This window comes from Vallitalea pronyensis (assembly GCF_018141445.1).
GTDB classification, from domain to species: Bacteria; Bacillota; Clostridia; order Lachnospirales; family Vallitaleaceae; genus Vallitalea; species Vallitalea pronyensis.
The window spans coordinates 6170103-6188324 of sequence record NZ_CP058649.1; the positions used below are offsets into that span (position 1 = coordinate 6170103).

An 18222-nucleotide genomic window follows, 5' to 3' on the forward strand; every position below is an offset into this window, starting at 1 on the left:
ATAGGAGCAAGCCCTAAAATATCATCATCTTTAGCATTATATGGCTATATATAAGCCAAGTCTCATGGGTTACTTGAAACTTGACTTTCTTAAACACAATATGTTTCGTAACAAAGACGAAACATATTGTGTGCAAGATGCACTAACTGTTATCATACCATCCTTGTATAATATTGGAGAAAACTGCTCATTAATGCTATGATTAGGATCATAAAAAATAGACTTCTACAAGAAGCGATTCAGGGATTTACCAAATTCTCTGCATTTTTTTTCATTCAATTTTGTATAACTTCCAACAGGTTTTGAAATGGAGTTCAAATAACTGTTCACACTATGTTGTTCCTGATTACTCAATTCCTGCTCATCCACTTCACCTGCAAAAACTGCTGTTTGATTAATTTCTCCTGGAATGATCTTGGTAAAAGCCTGTATATTTTGTTCTCTTTTTGACCTTAATTCATTATCAGATGCAACCACAAACACAGATTTTGCTTTATTTTCTAATTGTCCACTGTTTTGTTCAACAAACTGACTCATGGATGGAAGAGGCTTATGTTCATAGATAGGCGTTCCTAATATCACATAGTCATAGTTAAGATTACTAATCTGTTCTACGTCAAGAACATCTACATTTCCCCTTATCTCTTTTCCAATCCAACGAGCTATCTTCTCTGTACTACCGTGCTTGGAGGCATATGCAACCAAGACATCTGGTGTTACTCTCTTCATACTTAACACTCCTTTTAGAATCTTCCATAGGGATTCATTATTTCATGGTTTATTCTAGGTTCATGCAGATGTCCACGACATTGTACGAAACCTTGCTTTTATTTTCTCCAATAAAACCTTGAATATACGCCTGCGCACAAATGAAACATTTATACGTTGGTTTTTGAACGTATAGAGTTGTTAAGTACTTCTTATAGCATTAATCGTAAAACACTTACACATGATGAACCAGCAATGTGTTCTTTCTTCCCTCATCAATATATGGTTTGAACATCATTATTTATTGATTAAATTCATGATAGATGTTAATGACCTGTTTAACTATTTTTAGCGAGGATTGTATCCCAAAGAATAAGACTTACTTCACCTCGGGTTACCTTTCGCTTAATATCCCCATTATCACCTTGAGATATAATGCCTAATTGTTTTGCTTTGGTAATATAATTAGTAGGCCAGTCACCTTCAAGATTCTGATTTTTTCCTAAAGCATTAACCATGATGGTCACAACTTCCGCATAACTAATCTGGTCATCGGGTCGGAATGTACCCCCTGGATCACCAACAATTAATTTTAACTTAAATGCTTTTTGAATATCATTTTTAGCCCATGAATCATTTTTTACATCACTAAAGGTTTTAGCGGTACCTGCCACATCTTTTTTGTCATATCCTAGTGTTCTTACTAATAACGCAGCCACTTCTGCTCTTTTAATTGAATTCTGTAATTGCAATGTTCCGTCGGTATAACCTCTCATTAAACCTAAGGTATGTAATTGGTCTCCTGCATATTGCTGCTTATCTGTGACAGCTGTAACGGTATTGGATAATACATGGCATGTTAGCAGAAGGCTTACGATAACGACAAATGTTCTTTTCACTAGTATTCCCCCTCTGTTTTTCAGTAGCTTATGGGTTCACCCAAGAAAGAGGCTGTTATTAATCCTTTCCTTAAGCACAAGAAATCTCACATGCTCGGTTCGTCCACCATTATAACATATATTTGTCAATAATTCGTTACCAAAACATAACATTTGTAATACAGTTTCATTAAAAAAGTATTGGTAAGTTATTAATTCATATAAATACCTAATTCTTCCATAAGCTTTTTAAATTTCGATGGTTTTAAAGATTGTCCCCCATCACATAAAGCATTAATAGGGTCATTGTGAACCTCTATCATAAGCCCGTCTGCGCCTACAGCCAATGCACCTTTTGATAGTGGACTGACCATTTTCCATTTTCCAGTTGCGTGACTTGGGTCAACGATAATGGGCAGATGGCTAATTTCTTTAATGACAGGTACGGCACTAAGGTCCAATGTATTTCTTGTATAGGTTTCATAAGTACGGATACCACGTTCGCACAGAATAACATCTTTGTTACCGCCTGCCATAATGTATTCCGCCGCCATTAACCATTCTTCAATGGTTGCACTTAATCCCCGTTTCAGTAAGATAGGTTTCTTGGTAAGACCTGCTTTTTTGAGTAATGCAAAGTTCTGCATATTACGTGCACCAATCTGTATAATGTCGGCATATTCTGCTACAAGCTCGATGGTATCAAGACAGATGGCTTCAGATACAATGGGTAAACCTGTTGCTTCTTTTGCTTTTTTTAATAACTTCAGTCCTTCTTCCCCAAGGCCTTGGAAGCTGTATGGTGAACTTCTAGGTTTGAAAGCCCCGCCTCTAAGAATGGTCGCTCCTGCTTCCTTCACATCCATAGCAATTTGAATCACTTGTTCCTCCGTCTCCACAGAACAAGGACCAGCCATAACCGTTACGGTATCACCACCAACCGTCGTATCGCCAACCTTCACCACCGTATCTTCAGGATGAAATAGACGATTGGCCAGTTTAAAAGGATGTTGTACCCTTATGACTTTTTCCACATCATCATAGGATTCCAGCTGTTCTTTGCTAAGCATGGTTGTGTCACCAATAAGCCCTAAAATACTATAATTAGAACCTATGGTCTCATGGACTGTTATGCTCATATCTTCCAGTCTTTTTGTTATTTTATTAATAGTCTGTCTTGTTGCTTTTGCTTTCATTACGATTACCATGATACATTCCTCCATATTATTCATTATTCCAAATTTAGTTGCTTTCTTTTATCATGTATTAAAAAAAGAAGCTCCTAAGAGCTTCTTATAATTTTTAACCTTATTTATAAAATTATGAGCATCTTATGATGGTCTTTTCTTCATTCAATTTTTTCAATGCAAAATAACCAGCGCTAAAAAAGAAAAAGCCCCAGCTAAAGCAGTAAAAATAAAATGAAGTTGTTGTGATATTATTCATTAAATCCATCATATTCATCACGACTCACCGTATAATTTTATAGTGTATAGTTAACTACTATATAGAATATTTTATGAAATGTCAAGTGGTTTGTTTACAAAATCATTTGACTTTATATAAATTTTTATGTATATTTATTAATTAACAGCTAGAAAATAGGCGATGAAGATTGGAGTGAACGATATGACCGTATTAAAAGTTGGGTTTCAAGGTGTGAAAGGTGCCTATAGCGAAGAAGCGCTTATACAATTTTTTGGTGATACCGTGGAACCTGTTACCCACAAAACCTTTGAAGATGTCTGCAAAGCACTAGAAGATGATACCATTACATATGGGGTATTGCCTATTGAAAACTCCTCCACAGGCGCTATTACAGATGTCTATGATCTGTTAAATAAATACGATTGTTACATTGTTGGGGAATCCAGAGTTAAGGTAAATCATCACTTAATGGGTATTCCAGGGAGTACCATTGAGGATATAAAAGATGTCTATTCCCACCCCCAAGGCTTCGAACAGAGTAAAGATTATCTAAGCGGATATAATTGGAAGCTTATTCCCTATTATAACACAGCCAAAAGTGCGGAATATGTCATGAATCAAAACAAAAAACAGATTGCTGCCATAGCCAGTAAAAAAGCGGCTCAGATTTATGGTCTACATATTCTAGCCAACCAGATTAATTCAAATCACCAGAATACCACGCGTTTTGTTATATTAGGAAAAAATCTAACATCTGACAATACGTGTAATAAAATAAGTGTTGTCCTATCCACACCTCACAAAGCAGGTGCTCTTTACCATGTGTTAAAACACTTTGCGGAAAATGACATTAATATGCTGAAAATCGAATCCCGCCCTGTAGGTCATACCCCTTGGGAATACTATTTTTATATCGATTTTGAAGGTAATATGAATGACACCATCATAAAAGATGCACTGGCTCATATGTCCAAAGACTGCCATCATTTCAAATTACTAGGTAATTATAAAAAGTCAAACTAAAAAACAACTCTATTGCCCTTATGGGAGACTACATAAGCGTTGTGTCTAAGTCATCTTATATTAAGACTCTGGGTATCTTTGTAACAAGAAAATCATCATCTATCCTATCGATTATATGGATTAACGCAAAAAGACAGCATTTGATTGTTACAGCCAAATCCTGTCTTTATTTATAATAAAAATAAGACAACCGTTAGAAACCCTTTTATATCACAGGGTTCCTAACGGTTGTCCTATTATATCACCTACCACTACAACGTTCTCCACATGCCTCTTATGTGGTAGCCATTAATCTAATACCATCCTAAAACTATGGCATCCTTTACGTTATCCAAATAATGGAATAATTGCTGCTGCCAAAGTGCCGCCCACCATAATCACCGTAATGACAATTGCCAAGCGTTTTACAAGTTTTTTTCTTTTATACATGTTTATCCCTCCACTTATAGACTATCTATTGACACTGGTTATATCTTATCACGTATGAAGTAAACCTTATATCTTATTGAGTTCATATTAATATTATATTATAATAAAGTAATACGTCAAGATTTACTTGTTGGATTTTCTAGAAAAACATACTAAAGAAACGGTGGTGGCCTAATGCCTATACCCATATTTCTCATCTTATTTATTATTTTTGTTATGGTTTTTACGCTGAAAATGCGTAAAGTTGATCGGGATACAGCCTCACAAAAAAAGGCGTACTGGGCTAGAGAAGAAAAATCACTTTTTGTACGAAAAAAAAGTTTGGATAACCTGGATTATATACATCTCACAAAAGAAGAACTTCCGGTTCTAGATGATCATCTTCACCCAGACATCATGGCTGTTCAAAATAAAGTAGTGGCATTACTGCCACAAAAAATGGTGAGTTTTGTAGGTCAATCCAACACAGACCTTAAATTAGCGTATGGTACTGCTAATTTTGAAACCCTATCTCTCTATGAAGAACGTTATAACCACCTTATACGTTTACTATTCAAATGGGGAACCTTACTTCATGAAGCTGGTAAAATACCCGAGGCCATGCAAATACTAGAGGTAGGTGTTCGTATTCATACGGATATAAGTAACCACTATATTCTTCTTGGTGAACTCTACGTAGCACAAAATGACCACCATAAGTTTCAAAAATTATACGCCTTGGTTTTAGAATCAAACTTTATGTTAAAAAACAAAGTGATTCATGCCTTAGATCATATGCGGTCATAATGGAATAAGATGACATACAAAAACGTTATAATAGAAGAATGGTCATATTCTCCTTATTATAACGTTTTAATCGTTATCCTGCTAAAATACAATTAATTTTGTAAAATCAACTACACCTTATCCATATTAATAACTCACATCATGCAATATAAGACCTTTTGCAGGTGCTCTTTCTCCTGCCTTGCTTCTATCTTTAGTGTCCAGCGCTTCGGTGATAGTTTCTTTTGTAAGGGTACCTTTACCAATGTCTATTAATGTTCCCACCATAATACGCACCATATTATATAAAAACCCATTTCCCGTGACGGAAATTGTAAGTTCATGACCTTCTTGTTTTAATTGAACATGATTAATCTTTCTTACAGTGCTTTTCTTAACTTTTCTTGAACAAAAACCTTGGAAATCATGCTCACCAATAAATAATAGAGCTGCTTCTTTCATTTTTTGAAGATGAAGCGTTTCTGTTACAACATGGACATATTTCCTCTCAAATACAGGCGGGTACTCCCCTATCCATATGCGGTAGATATAGGTTTTTTTCTTGGCATGAAAACGACTATGGAATCGTAAATCCACATCTTCAACTTGACAAACACCTATATCCTCAGGAAGGTATTGATTCATGTAATCCATCATGTTCTTGGTGGACTTTTGACAACGGGTATGAAAATTAAAAACCTGCCACCTGGCATGAACACCAGCATCTGTACGACCTGAACCCATTACCTCTATCTTTTCATTTGTCATCTTAGACAAGACATGTTCAATCTTACCCTGTATGGTATGATCGCTGTTTTTTAATCGTTGCCACCCTTGATACTTGGTACCATCATATGCCACAACGCACTTAATATTTCGCTCTACTGCCATTATGTTCTACCTTTCTAATGCAAACAACCCAATCTATGTAGTATGTTTATCTTGCTTTTCCATATAAATGTATGATACGGTCTATGGCTTGGCTAGCCTCACTCTTAGTCAATTCATCAATTTGCTTATCCAGTATGACTTGATGTCTTTTTACCAGTGCAGCTAAGAATGCCTTTTGTTTGGATGTAATGGCTGATGTTTTTGCAGGTTTCCAATGTATAGGTTTTGCGACAAACAATTCTGGATGCTTTTCATAATAATCTTGTTTTAACCTGTTGAACAGTTCATATGTACAATAAGCATCGTTATAAGCGCGATGCCCATTAAGATAATCAATGGCATAATGCTTACATAGCGACGAAAGCTTTCGACTAGGTAATTCACAAAGTACTTTTCGAGCTATGGTCAATGTGTCAATGGCATGCTTCTCAAATACCAATTTATGTCTTAAAGCATTGGCTTTAATAAAACTAAAATCAAAGGCTATGTTATGACCCATTATGACGAAATCACGGCAAAAGTCAATGAACTCTGGTAACACGTCTTCAATCATTGGCTCATTTTTCACCAGCTTATCTGTAATCCCTGTTAGAGCAACAATGTTATTGGGTATGACCACCTCTGGGTTAATCAGTTGGTTAAATTCTTCAACGACCTGATTATTGACAACTTTTATCGCACCAATCTCCGTAATGCGATGATTGGTTGGACTGATCCCTGTGGTTTCAATATCAAACACGACAAAACTTTCCATAATACACCTCTAGTCCATACAACGGAGTATATGATGAATATCACATAACACCAACTGTATTTCTTCTTTTAAATCCATAAAAAATGTGTCCGGTATGTCCTTTTCATGACGATAGGCGTCTTCTAGAAGTCTTGATATCTCTTCCAAGTGGGTTGCACCAAGGCTGCCACAAACACCTTTTAAGCTATGGGATAAAATACACGCTTCGTCATACTTCTTCTCTTTGTTTAATGCCGTCAGTTCTTCATAAGCGTTGGCATATTTGCTTCTAAAACCTACCAATATAATTCGGTATAATTTCGTTGAATTGCCCAACTTCTCCAGTGCACTTTTATAATCAACTTTTTCAGATTTTACATTATGAATGCTCACGGCACTAATACCTCTCTTTACATGAAAGTCAAGATTATATCCTTATTCGTTAAGCAGCGCTCTTATCTTGTCAATTAACATGGAACAAGCTACTTCATTATGTCCACCTTCAGGAATAATAATGTCAGCATGTTTCTTACTAGGCTCCACAAATTCTTCATGCATAATCTTCACAGTATTAAGATACTGGGTAATAACAGAATCTAAATCTCTGCCTCTTTCTTTTACATCACGCAGTATTCTTCGAATAATACGTACATCTGCATCTGTGTCCACATATACCTTTATATCCAAGAGCTCCCTCAGCTCTTTGTTTTCAAATATCAATATACCTTCAATAATAATCACTTTTTTTGATTCAACTTTAACCGTTTCTTTCATCCGTGTGTATTCTGAAAAACTGTAAATTGGTCTTTCAACGGAATCACCCTTTTTCAAAGCTTTTAAATCATCAATTAACATGTCCGTATCAAATAAATTAGGATGATCAAAATTCAATTGCTTGCGTTCTGCTAACGGTAGATGATCATAGGCTTTGTAATAATAATCATGGGTTAGTGCAACCACTTCATCTCCAAGTACATCGTTCAGTTTCTTAACAAGAGTGGTTTTTCCTGAACCCGTTCCTCCTGCAATCCCTATTATGATTGGCTTTTCCATCGTTATCCTCCTATTTCATCCATGTTAGTATACCATATAATAGATTTTATATTTACTCTTTCTATATTTATCCATAGCCAATTTATGCTTCTTAATTTATCTCAGGCTGTAAGCAATCCAATTAAGGCTAAACATTATGAACTGCCTAACCTTTAACTATTATAGTATCATGATTTAGGGTATTTTACAATATCTACAGTCTGCTTCTACTAGGGGTACGCCATAGAAATTATCCATCTGTATTTGTAAATTATTTTTCACATAACTTGTACCATTTTAATATAGTTTAGTATAAGGAAAAAGAAAATTTATAAGAAAGGAGAAATGAAAATGGCGATAAAGCATGTTCCAAGTGAATTTCCAACGATTAATGAAGCGTTAGCGAATGCAAAACCTTGCGATACCATCTTGATTGCTAGTGGTGTGTTTACTAATTTTGGTGACACCGTTATACCTGCTAATTTAAATACTATCCGCATTGTGGGTGAAGGTTTTGACAAGACGATAATCGATGGAAGTGCCTGCCCAGATTCTGTTGGTATAACCCTATCTGAATCATCATTTATAACAGTAGAAAGTCTTACTTTAAAGGGATTTAATGATAACGGCATATTAGTGAGATCTAATAACAACATTATCAATAATGTCAGAGTCATGAATACTGAGTTGCCTTTTGCCAATAAAGATGGTATACGCATTGAAGGCAGCTATAACATGTGTATTAATTGTCAATCCATGAATAATGGTGCTGATGGTATAGGTGTATCTGGTGATAATAATTATATTATCCAGTGTAGAGTATCCAATAACAATATTGATGGTATAGGAATCTCTGGGTCGAATAATCTTATGTTTGGTAATATAGCTGAAAACCATACCAATTCTGGTGATGGCATCTTTAGTACTGACCCATCAAACATCTATATCAATAACATAGCAAGGTTAAACAGTGACGATGGTATCGATTTAGAATCAAATAACAACCTACTACTCTTCAATGTTTGTTCTCATAATGGTAATGATGGTATAGAAGTTTCCTCTAATAATATAGTGTGGGGCAATAAAGTCACTGAAAATCTAAATGGTATTGGTACAAGCAGTGATGATCGTTCTAACATAATAGACGAAAACATGTGTACAGACAATATTGAAAACGGCATGTTGATAGATGGCGATAGCAATATTATCGATAGAAATTGCATGGCAGATAATGATGAAACAGGTATTTTCTTAGGCTCAACCTCAGAAGATAATTGTTATCGATCAAATCTTATTAAAAATAATGGAACCAATGTTATTGATAAAGGCACTAATAATGTCATGGATTCAAATATCATAAAAAAACCTAAGAAGAAAAAGCCGTGCCATTAAATCCCCCTCAATAAAATACCAAAGGATATACAATCACAGTCAAAGGAAAACCCACAAATAGTTATATGTGGCGTTTTCGGGATAATACATTTTCTGCACAATTGGCATATTTTAACATAATAAAATCTGCTTAACGTTTATAAGCAGATTTTATTGCAATCCATATATTCTTGTATTTTCTTACTTTTATAATCATTTCTAATGGTTAATATATTCTTGTTAATAATTCTTCGCTATTATAGTGGACTCTCACACGATATAGATCATGATCCCATGATTGCATTAACCTTTCATCCGTAATGGGTAGAACTTCAACTTCTATAGGTTCAATGGCACCAATAAATTCAATCTTAACATCCTTATTAATATGAAGACAATTACCCATAATTCTAGGCTTATTATACAAAATCATATTGGTTATCCACTTATGCTGTTCCTCAGAACCCGCTTGAATTTTATCTTCTATTTGTACATAGCCACTATTGAATAATGCTATTGTTCTCATATAACTTTTACAATTAGCCTCTAATGGATAGGCTTCTGTCAGGTTCATCTGGATGTAATCACTGTTTTCATCCCTGTTGATGGTCACGTTTTTTGCGCAATGTTTTTCTCCTGGCAACTGCATCTGTCCGTTTATTGTTGGCAGGTTATGATAATCGGATTGCATGGTCCATATGCTATACCGATCCTGTGAGAATGTCTTCCCTTGATATGTTTCAACACCTATATCCACAATGACGGGCTGATTATCTTTAAACAGTATATAACTCCCCGTGTCATTATGATTATGACTATCCGCATTATCCCCTGCTTTGACAGCCAGATAATAAGCATCTTTTCTTCTAATCCAAAGCCCTACACTTTCATAATACTTCTCACTGACTGGTTGAACGGGATGTGTTCTATAACCCATCACTTCATCATGTTCAAATAACTTCTGGAGATTGTAGAAAAGATTACTCTCTTCTTCTAACATACGATCATTCGCTTCTTGATAATCCACTGCTGCATAGTTCATTAACTGCTGATTATGGGTACTCTTACCAAAAAGGTATTCCTTTATACCCGATGGTCCAGGTACCGCAGAACAATCAGCAAAATTCACATAGTATGAACCGTGAATATGCACATGAAAAATATACTCCGCTATATTATAAATCTTAGTCTCTTTATAGACATCTAAGAAATGACCACCTGTTATACCGTTCATGCATTCAACGGCTGTAAAAAAGCATAACCCGGATTTACGATAATAAATAGCACCTTCATCACAACAACCGTCATCCCCATATTCTTTCAGAAAGTAATCCATGCTCTTGGCAGCCTTTTGGAAAGCCTCTTGTCGCTTCGCTTCTGGCCATTCAACGAGAAAGAACGTTAATAAAATATTCTGGGTACACCAGACTGTCCAGTTATTCATGGGTTCGTCACCTCTGCCCATCCACCAAAAGTGCTCTGATAGATATGGCTCGATTATGCGACGCCCTAGCTCTGATTTTATGCGTTTCCTAATCAATGGGCAAACAGCATCTAATTGTTCGCCTAACACATAATCAATGGTAGCCAGAAGGGCACCTGTTTCACATGAGAAAAGAGCTAAAACGGGTCGGTCATAATCTGCAAGCAGTGAGCCTTTAGCATCACGCTTATACGTGTTATGAGCAGGAAAGTGCCATGCGGTTTCTTCGCAGATTGCAAAAATCCCATTAACAATATCTTTTAAATAGGTTCCTTGGTTTTCGATACATTCTGCTAATACCAAAGCATTAATGGCGTAACGAATATGGAAATATTGCTTCTCATAAGCTTCTCGATTCCCGTCTTCTCCAAAGCGCATAAACATGGCAGCTGTTAGCCTTGGGTAATCATAGCCACTATACTTATTCGCAATATCCAGTGTGTATTGTTTTAAGTCACCATCCAACTGTTCCCATTTGTGTCGGTAGGATGCCTTTGGATAGGGTTGATAATCCTTTAATTTTTTTGTATACAAGACGGCTCTATCATAGATCATATTTTCTGTATAACAAATATATAAAACAACCTCTATATTTGCATACAAACCTCCTCTCTCTGTGAATCTATAGGGTTAATCATTACCCTTTCATCCCTGTCATGGCTACTCCCTCAATAAAATACTTCTGAGCTAATAAGAAAATAATGAGAACGGGGATCAGGGCACATACAGATGCCGCCATAATAAGAGAATACTCCGATGTATATTCCGTTATGAATTTTCTAATCCCTAGCTGTATGGTTTTATTCTTATCGGTATTTAAATAAATAAGAGGTCCAAGAAAATCGTTCCATACAAATACAAAAGTAAAGATGGATAATGAGGCAAGGGCAGGTTTAGCCAGTGGTACCATGATTTTTGAATATATTTTAAATTCACCCATCCCGTCAATCCTGGCGGCTTCTAACAGCTCATTGGGAATGTTTAAATAATATTGTCGTAATAAAAATACACCAAAGGGACTAAATGCCTGTAATAAAATAAGCGCCATATGTGTATCTGTCAAATGAAGGTTTTTCATAATAATGAATTGAGGAATCATAACCACCTGAAAAGGCACCATCATGGTTGCTAGATACCCAAGAAACAGAACCTTTTGTTCTGGGAAATCTATTTTTGCAAAGGCATAGGCAGCCAGACTACATGTAATGAGCTGAAGGATGGTTATAACAACGGTTAACTTGATGGTGTTCATATAATATGTTGCAAAATCAATTTTCTCCCAAATAACAATGTAATTACGCCAGACAGGCGCATCTGTAATCCATTGTATGGGAAATGAAAAAACATCTTTTTCACTTTTAAGTGACGCCGATAACATCCATAGAAATGGTAGGACCATGGAAATGGATGATATACATAGAAGTGTATATAAGATAATTTTCCTTCTTAGTTCATGTAATTTACCCATTTTTCCTGCCCCCTATATTGTATGATGGTCACGATTAATATAAATATAAATAAGATAACAGCTTCCGCAGAGGCATAACCAAACTTAAAATTTTTGAATGCATCTGTATAGATTTTATAAACCAGCACGCTGGTAGCTCTACCTGGTCCACCTTCTGTCATGATGAAGACTTGTGCGAATACTTTAAAGGAGCTAATGATGCTGATAATCACCACGAAGAACATGGTTGGTGAAATCATGGGCAGTGTTACATACCTGAATCGCTTCCACCCATTAGCCCCATCGATCTTTGCTGCTTCATATAATTGGATGGGTATGGCCTTAAGTCCTGCAATAAACATGATCATATAGTAACCAAAGGATTTCCATACACTCATGAATATCACAGCTGGCATGGCCCAAGTGACAGATGATGTCCATCGAGGTGGATTAGCAATACCGATCTGCTTCAACACCATGTTAATGGGTCCAAAATCCGGATGATACAAAAATTGCCACACAACGGCTACAGCAACGATAGATGATATATGTGGAAAAAAGTGCAACGCTCTAAAAAGTTTGATGCCTTTTAACCCTTCATTCAATATAAGTGCAAAGGCTAGTGCAAATACAATAGTAAGGGGTACGGTTATAGCTGTATAATATAGGGTATTCAATAACGATATTCTAAACCCCGTATCTTTGAATAACTTAAAATAATTAGAAAGACCAACAAATACAGCTGGTCTGGCACTGTCCCATTCCATAAAACTGAGTAAAAAAGCATAGACTACGGGTATCAATGTAAAAACAATAAAGCCAACAAAGTTCGGTGCTAAAAAAGCATAAGCTTTCATTCTATTTCTTCTAATAATGGTTTTATTCTGTGTCATGTTTCACTTCCTATCTCTTTAACTTATACGCATCAACATGTATAACAGGAGCCACTCCGTTCCTCACTAGAAGTTTTCAATACCTCGTGATATGTGAATGTTCCCTAGGGTATTATTCTCCAGGGCATAACAAAAGAGGCTTCTCAAAGTAATCATGAAGAATGGCTTAGATGAGATAGCCCTTTTGTTCCCTACTGAACGGATGATTAAGCTATATTATTATTTGTTTTGTTCAATGATTTCATCTCTTCTTGATTCCATATCTGCTATGGCGTCGTCAATGGACTTATTACCTGTTACGACCAATTGTATTTCTTCATCGACCATTTTACTTAGAAGTGGACTAAGCTTATCAGAAGGCCATTCCATAAATATATGCTCCGTTTCAAGGGCTATTTTACCGTCTTCTGGAAAATATTCATTCTGGACAAATCGATCCATTACGGCTTCATTAATGAATGCTGGCATAATTAGCAAATCAGCTAAATGCTTAGCACCCTCTTCGCCGGATACAAATTTGATGAATTCCCAAGTCTCTTCTTTATGTTTTGAGGTTGTGCTTAACAACATGGGTGAAACACCACCAATGGTTGCTTCTGCTTCATCTTTTGTCCATGTTGGCATAGGTGCAACACTCCAATTGTACTGTTCATCACTTATACCTTGTGATTTCATCTTCGCAAACTGTGACATTTGCCAGGTACCCATATAAAGCATACCTACATTACCTTTTTCCATCATACCTGCATAATGTGAACCCATGGATTTATTCGTTGCATAGTCTTGAGCGGATTTGTCTTCAAGTTGAATACCTTTTAATAATTCTAGACCATCCTTTAGCATGACGTAATCACCGGATACAAGATCGCCCATATTTTTTTGCAACCCTTGAAGAAAGTATACGCTTGCCCAAGTATGAATATAGGTACCATATTCTTTGGTTGGTCCTTCACCGGATGTTAATTGTTTGGCTACTTCTCGATAGTCATCCCAAGTCATATCTTTTGTAGGATAATCAATGCCGTGTTTGTCGAACATATTTTTGTTATAAAATAACAACCAAAAATCTTTTCTATAGGGTAATCCATAAATCTTATCATCAATGTTAACGGTATCCATGGTTGCACCATAGGGAACTGTATCTATTTTATCTGCTTCTATGTAGGTATCAAGGGGGTCAATTTGTTCTTTTGTTACATAACCACCAAGGTCAGAAATTGTTTTGCAAAAGAAGGTATCAATGGTTTCACCACCTGCTAACATAATGGCTAACTTATCGCCATACTCTTTTGCAGAAATATCCAGAACATCAATTTTAATCCCTTCATTTTCTGCTTCATATCGTTCGATTAATGGTTGAAGACCAGAATTCTCATAATCCCATAGGGCAAATCGAATGGTAATATCTTCTTGCTGGTCTTTTTTTGTAGAAGAAGATGCTTGACCCCCTTCTGAATTTTTACCACACCCTGCCAATGACAACAATAAAGTAATAACTAACAATAACGATAATAATTTTTTCATTTTTACTACCTCCACAGTATGTTTGGTTTACTTCATCATTATACCAACTTCAACTGGGCAGAACCTTCCACTATGTTGTGATTTGTTATCCTATCTTATGTATTCCACCCCACAAGCAAGCCAAGCCCATTACTGCTGTCATAAGTACACATGATCAGGTTATACAATCTTTGGATTCTTGCACTATTTACATAATGGGTGCGTTACGACTTCTAAATGCCTTAGGTGTTGTACCCATCTGCTTCCTAAAAACCCGATTAAAATAATGCACATTTTTGTAGCCTATTTCATCGCTTATTGCATATATCTTTTTATCTGTCTGTATGAGCAGTTCAATGGCTTTGTCTATTCTCACCTTTGTCACATAATCCGAATACTTCATCTTTTTCGTTTTATGGAAGATCGTACTCAAATATGTTGGATTCAAATGAACGCTGTTGGCTACATCACTCAAGGATATATTCTGGTTATAATGCTTCTTAATAAATGCTTCTGCTTTCACAATAATTCTTGAAATGTCATCACTGTTCATGACATCAAATCTTTTTGATATCTCAGCCATTAGACCTGCCAGCCATTCTTCAAATTCAATATAGGTTTCAATGGTGTTCAGGTGATGATGGTTCATCCTATCCTCATCACATGCCTCAATCTCTAAACACTTTCTATCTTGTACAAATTCTTCATAGGCGTACAACATGGAACTGGCCAATTTAATCCATGCATTAACGGTATATTTCTTTTGTTTGATCAAGAGTTGTAATTCATGATGATATTTATTTAAGGCTATAAAATCGTAACTGCCCAATACCTTAGCAAAAGATGCTATACAGGTATTCATATGAGGCAATTGGTCACTCAGCACTAACCGTTCTTTTTGCTTCCTGATAAAAACTTTCCCATACCCGCATATGATGCGATAGTCAAGAGCCTCATTAGCTTCCATATAGCCTTTTTTGAACCCCTTCAATGTATTGTCACCTTCACCAATGCCAATGGCACATTGGACATTAAGATACTGATATAGCATCTCAATGATACGACTCCCCATGAAATGAATGGCATCCATTGATGTGTCATAGCCCATTTTATGTGTAAAGCACAGGAATAGATGACTGCCTTTCACATCAAATGCATAACCCGTAAATTCTTCATTCATAATCTCGCTAGCAATATTACGTATGGCGAATTGATGAGTGTATATCTTATGGGGTTCAATGACAACACCATGTAATGGCTTCGTCATGATGCCCAAAAAAAACAGTTGATGATGATGAAAGGTCATATCTAAGAGCTCCTGCTCCTTTTTAAAACTATCTTCACTGATTAGAACACCGCTAATGACTTTACGAAACAGCTCATTTCTTAGAGCACCAATATTTTTTTTGATTTGTTGTGCATCTGTGGTATGGTCCTCTTGACTGGTATGCTCTATTTGTTGTTTTAACTGCTGAATGACTGTCATGAGGGATTGACTATCTACTTCCACTTTTAATAGGTAGTCTACTGCACCTAGCATGAGTGCTTCTTTTACATAGTAGAATTCATCATAGCTGCTAAGGACAATAAATTTGATATGAGGGGCAACATGCTTTGCTTCACGGATTAACTCAATGCCATCCATAATGGGCATCTTAATGTCTGTGATGACAATCTCTGGCTTCTCACTGATAATGAAATCAAGGGCTTCTCTACCATTACCCACTTCCCCAATTAATTCAAAACCATAACTGGCCCAGTCAATCATGGATTTAATACCAATTCTTACGATGGCTTCATCATCCACTAATAATACTTTCATTTTTTCTCACCTTCTATGTATGGGAATCGTATGATTACATCCGTATAGGTCTTGTTATCACTTTTAATTTCAAGTCCATAGGAATCACCATAAGTCAGCTTAATACGTTTATTAATATTATAAATACCAATCTGATTTAACCCCTTTGCTTTTTTCTGTTCCTGTTCATCAAATAACTTCTCCATGTTTTCTGGTGACATACCCACACCATCATCTCTTATGGATATGACCACATGCTCCTCTACCTTAACCACTGAAATATGTATGGTTCCAATACCCTCTTTGGGCTCAATACCATGAAAAATGGCATTTTCTACAATGGGCTGCAGCATGAATCGAAATACCTTACACCCATATAATGAATCCTCCATATCATCTTTTATAAGACGTATCTTACCTTTATATTTAATCTTTTGTATATGCACATAATCGTCAATATACCTTATTTCTTCTTCTAGTGGAATCAGTTCATCCGCACTACAGAGGACGGATCTAAGCAATCTGCTAAACCGTGTCACGATCTGAACAATACCTTCAGCCCCCTGCATGGTTGCCATCCACTTTATTGAATTCAATGTATTATAGACAAAATGGGGGTTAATTTGATATTGCAGTAATTCAATACTCATCAACCTTTTTTCATTCTCTTTTTCTATATTTTCTAGGATGAGGTCGTTAAGTCTTCTTTCCATAATACTGATATTCTGGCTTAGATGTCCCAAATCGTCATCAGCCTCAACGACTGTATTGGCATCAAATTCACCCATGGTAATTTTTTTTACTTTGTCAATGAGTTTATTAATAGGTTTTGAAAACGTATTGGACAGCAGAATGACAAAAAACATGATCAGGACAGCGACGCATGCGATAATCAAGAGTAAGGTTTTTGTATATTCCAAACGTTGACTGCGAATAACAGTCATTGGTATTTTTTCAACAATCCACCAGTTCTCTGAATCTAGCTTTTGCTTAATGATTAAGTAATCCAAGTCACCATCTTTTATCTCGATATAATCCTTATGGGATTGTTGAAGCTTATGAAACCAATCCGTATGCACAACAGATGTGCCATGATACACGGCGTCATTAGAAGCAATGATGCTCCCGTATTCATTGATTAAGAATAACCACTGGTTTTCTTGAAAATCAATGCCTTCAAATGTATCTGAAAAAATAGCAGGTTCAAAAAATAAAATAACACTTGCCTTCTTATTGCCTGTGTCTAGACTATAAATATTACGGTACTGAGGGATATAATAATTATTGGGTGATGCCATTTGCCGGTACTCAATGATATCACTCCATATGACTTTTCCACTTTTTTCAGCGGAAACATCTGCCCATACCTGACTATCAAAAAGTTCTTGTCCAGGTAAGATAGAAGCACTGCCATTTCTTAGTTCCAACCCGTTCACACCAACAACCACATAAGTTATGGCATAATCCAATATGGGTAAGAAAGCATACTGCCACTCAATACTAATAATAGCTTGTTTTTTTGTTTCGTCAAACTCCGACAACCCAACAAAACGCCTTGCTAATAAATCTTGTATGGAGCGGTCCGTAAAAAACCAGTTTGTTATTTGGGCTGTTTGCTGCAGGTTATTTTCGATATTAATTTTCACAGTGGTGATTGTATTTAGATTAGATTTGTAGATATTATCGATAAGTGTTCTATTGGATATTTGAAAAAGATAAACCCCGAGAATAAGTGAAGGTATAATTGCTACAAGAATAAATGCCATGATTAATTTGCTTTTAAATGTGCGAAATACATGTTTTTTCAAGTGGGTGCCCTTCCCTCTATGTAGTTATG

At 36.0% G+C, this 18222-nt stretch carries 16 protein-coding genes; 3 read left to right on the forward strand and 13 right to left on the reverse strand.

What is annotated here, in order from left to right; genetic code table 11:
- Window positions 1–225: 225 nt before the first annotated feature.
- The 3 genes from HZI73_RS25680 to aroF all read right to left on the reverse strand — a co-directional run bounded on the left by HZI73_RS25680 (window position 226) and on the right by aroF (window position 2794).
- Complete coding sequence (locus HZI73_RS25680; protein ID WP_212696179.1) at window positions 226–729, reverse strand: flavodoxin domain-containing protein; 504 nt, start codon at window positions 727–729, stop codon at window positions 226–228.
- 317 nt (window positions 730–1046) lie between these two features.
- A complete protein-coding gene (locus HZI73_RS25685) occupies window positions 1047–1607 on the reverse strand; it encodes an S-layer homology domain-containing protein (protein WP_212696180.1) in 561 nt (186 codons plus the stop codon).
- A 191-nt stretch (window positions 1608–1798) separates the two neighbouring features.
- On the reverse strand, window positions 1799–2794 hold the full coding sequence (gene aroF / locus HZI73_RS25690; RefSeq protein ID WP_212696181.1) for a 3-deoxy-7-phosphoheptulonate synthase: 996 nt from the start codon (window positions 2792–2794) through the stop codon (window positions 1799–1801).
- A 421-nt stretch (window positions 2795–3215) separates the two neighbouring features.
- Between aroF and pheA the strand changes: the two genes are divergently transcribed.
- Together pheA and HZI73_RS25700 are read left to right on the forward strand one after the other, a co-directional pair.
- Window positions 3216–4037, forward strand: coding sequence for a prephenate dehydratase (pheA, locus tag HZI73_RS25695; RefSeq protein WP_212696182.1), 822 nt, complete (start codon window positions 3216–3218; stop codon window positions 4035–4037).
- Between the two features lie 603 nt (window positions 4038–4640).
- A complete protein-coding gene (locus tag HZI73_RS25700) occupies window positions 4641–5252 on the forward strand; it encodes a hypothetical protein (RefSeq protein WP_212696183.1) in 612 nt (203 codons plus the stop codon).
- Window positions 5253–5378: 126 nt separating this feature from the next.
- Here HZI73_RS25700 and truA read toward each other — a convergent pair whose 3' ends face one another.
- From truA to udk, 4 genes are read right to left on the reverse strand one after another with little or no spacing between them, the layout of a single operon-like run.
- Window positions 5379–6122 carry a tRNA pseudouridine(38-40) synthase TruA gene (gene truA / locus HZI73_RS25705; protein ID WP_212696184.1) on the reverse strand — a complete coding sequence of 248 codons (744 nt, stop codon included), beginning with the start codon at window positions 6120–6122 and terminating at the stop codon, window positions 5379–5381.
- A 46-nt stretch (window positions 6123–6168) separates the two neighbouring features.
- Window positions 6169–6876 carry a 3'-5' exonuclease gene (locus HZI73_RS25710; protein WP_212696185.1) on the reverse strand — a complete coding sequence of 236 codons (708 nt, stop codon included), beginning with the start codon at window positions 6874–6876 and terminating at the stop codon, window positions 6169–6171.
- Window positions 6877–6885: 9 nt separating this feature from the next.
- Window positions 6886–7248: an Hpt domain-containing protein gene (locus HZI73_RS25715; protein WP_212696186.1), complete on the reverse strand. Its 363-nt coding sequence runs from the start codon at window positions 7246–7248 to the stop codon at window positions 6886–6888.
- A gap of 42 nt (window positions 7249–7290) precedes the next feature.
- The gene (gene udk / locus HZI73_RS25720; RefSeq protein ID WP_212696187.1) at window positions 7291–7908 is read right to left on the reverse strand and encodes a uridine kinase; all 618 of its coding nucleotides are present in this window, start codon (window positions 7906–7908) and stop codon (window positions 7291–7293) included.
- 330 nt (window positions 7909–8238) lie between these two features.
- On the opposite strand from udk, the gene HZI73_RS25725 reads away from it, so the two are divergent.
- Window positions 8239–9279, forward strand: coding sequence for a right-handed parallel beta-helix repeat-containing protein (locus tag HZI73_RS25725; protein WP_212696188.1), 1041 nt, complete (start codon window positions 8239–8241; stop codon window positions 9277–9279).
- A gap of 205 nt (window positions 9280–9484) precedes the next feature.
- Here HZI73_RS25725 and HZI73_RS25730 read toward each other — a convergent pair whose 3' ends face one another.
- The 6 genes from HZI73_RS25730 to HZI73_RS25755 all read right to left on the reverse strand — a co-directional run bounded on the left by HZI73_RS25730 (window position 9485) and on the right by HZI73_RS25755 (window position 18193).
- On the reverse strand, window positions 9485–11344 hold the full coding sequence (locus tag HZI73_RS25730; protein ID WP_212696189.1) for a heparinase II/III domain-containing protein: 1860 nt from the start codon (window positions 11342–11344) through the stop codon (window positions 9485–9487).
- Between the two features lie 34 nt (window positions 11345–11378).
- Window positions 11379–12209, reverse strand: a complete 831-nt coding sequence (locus tag HZI73_RS25735; protein WP_212696190.1) for a carbohydrate ABC transporter permease — start codon at window positions 12207–12209, stop codon at window positions 11379–11381.
- Window positions 12188–13081, reverse strand: coding sequence for a carbohydrate ABC transporter permease (locus HZI73_RS25740; RefSeq protein ID WP_212696191.1), 894 nt, complete (start codon window positions 13079–13081; stop codon window positions 12188–12190). Before HZI73_RS25740 ends, HZI73_RS25735 begins: the two co-directional genes overlap by 22 nt.
- Window positions 13082–13300: 219 nt before the next feature.
- Entirely contained in the window at window positions 13301–14605 is a 1305-nt protein-coding gene (locus HZI73_RS25745; protein WP_212696192.1) for an ABC transporter substrate-binding protein, read from the reverse strand.
- Window positions 14606–14792: 187 nt separating this feature from the next.
- Window positions 14793–16406 (reverse strand): response regulator transcription factor, encoded by a 1614-nt coding sequence (locus HZI73_RS25750; RefSeq protein ID WP_212696193.1) that lies wholly within the window; start codon window positions 16404–16406, stop codon window positions 14793–14795.
- Complete coding sequence (locus HZI73_RS25755) at window positions 16403–18193, reverse strand: sensor histidine kinase (protein WP_212696194.1); 1791 nt, start codon at window positions 18191–18193, stop codon at window positions 16403–16405. Before HZI73_RS25755 ends, HZI73_RS25750 begins: the two co-directional genes overlap by 4 nt.
- Between the last annotated feature and the right edge of the window lie 29 nt (window positions 18194–18222).

Coding starts and splice junctions, on each gene's coding strand:
- HZI73_RS25700 (WP_212696183.1), top strand. CDS start 4,641: ATGCCTATACCCATATTTCTCATCTTATTTATTATTTTTGTTATGGTT.
- HZI73_RS25750 (WP_212696193.1), bottom strand. CDS start 16,406: ATGAAAGTATTATTAGTGGATGATGAAGCCATCGTAAGAATTGGTATT.
- HZI73_RS25735 (WP_212696190.1), bottom strand. CDS start 12,209: ATGGGTAAATTACATGAACTAAGAAGGAAAATTATCTTATATACACTT.
- udk (WP_212696187.1), bottom strand. CDS start 7,908: ATGGAAAAGCCAATCATAATAGGGATTGCAGGAGGAACGGGTTCAGGA.
- HZI73_RS25740 (WP_212696191.1), bottom strand. CDS start 13,081: ATGACACAGAATAAAACCATTATTAGAAGAAATAGAATGAAAGCTTAT.
- pheA (WP_212696182.1), top strand. CDS start 3,216: ATGACCGTATTAAAAGTTGGGTTTCAAGGTGTGAAAGGTGCCTATAGC.
- HZI73_RS25725 (WP_212696188.1), top strand. CDS start 8,239: ATGGCGATAAAGCATGTTCCAAGTGAATTTCCAACGATTAATGAAGCG.
- HZI73_RS25710 (WP_212696185.1), bottom strand. CDS start 6,876: ATGGAAAGTTTTGTCGTGTTTGATATTGAAACCACAGGGATCAGTCCA.
- aroF (WP_212696181.1), bottom strand. CDS start 2,794: ATGGTAATCGTAATGAAAGCAAAAGCAACAAGACAGACTATTAATAAA.
- truA (WP_212696184.1), bottom strand. CDS start 6,122: ATGGCAGTAGAGCGAAATATTAAGTGCGTTGTGGCATATGATGGTACC.
- HZI73_RS25745 (WP_212696192.1), bottom strand. CDS start 14,605: ATGAAAAAATTATTATCGTTATTGTTAGTTATTACTTTATTGTTGTCA.
- HZI73_RS25680 (WP_212696179.1), bottom strand. CDS start 729: ATGAAGAGAGTAACACCAGATGTCTTGGTTGCATATGCCTCCAAGCAC.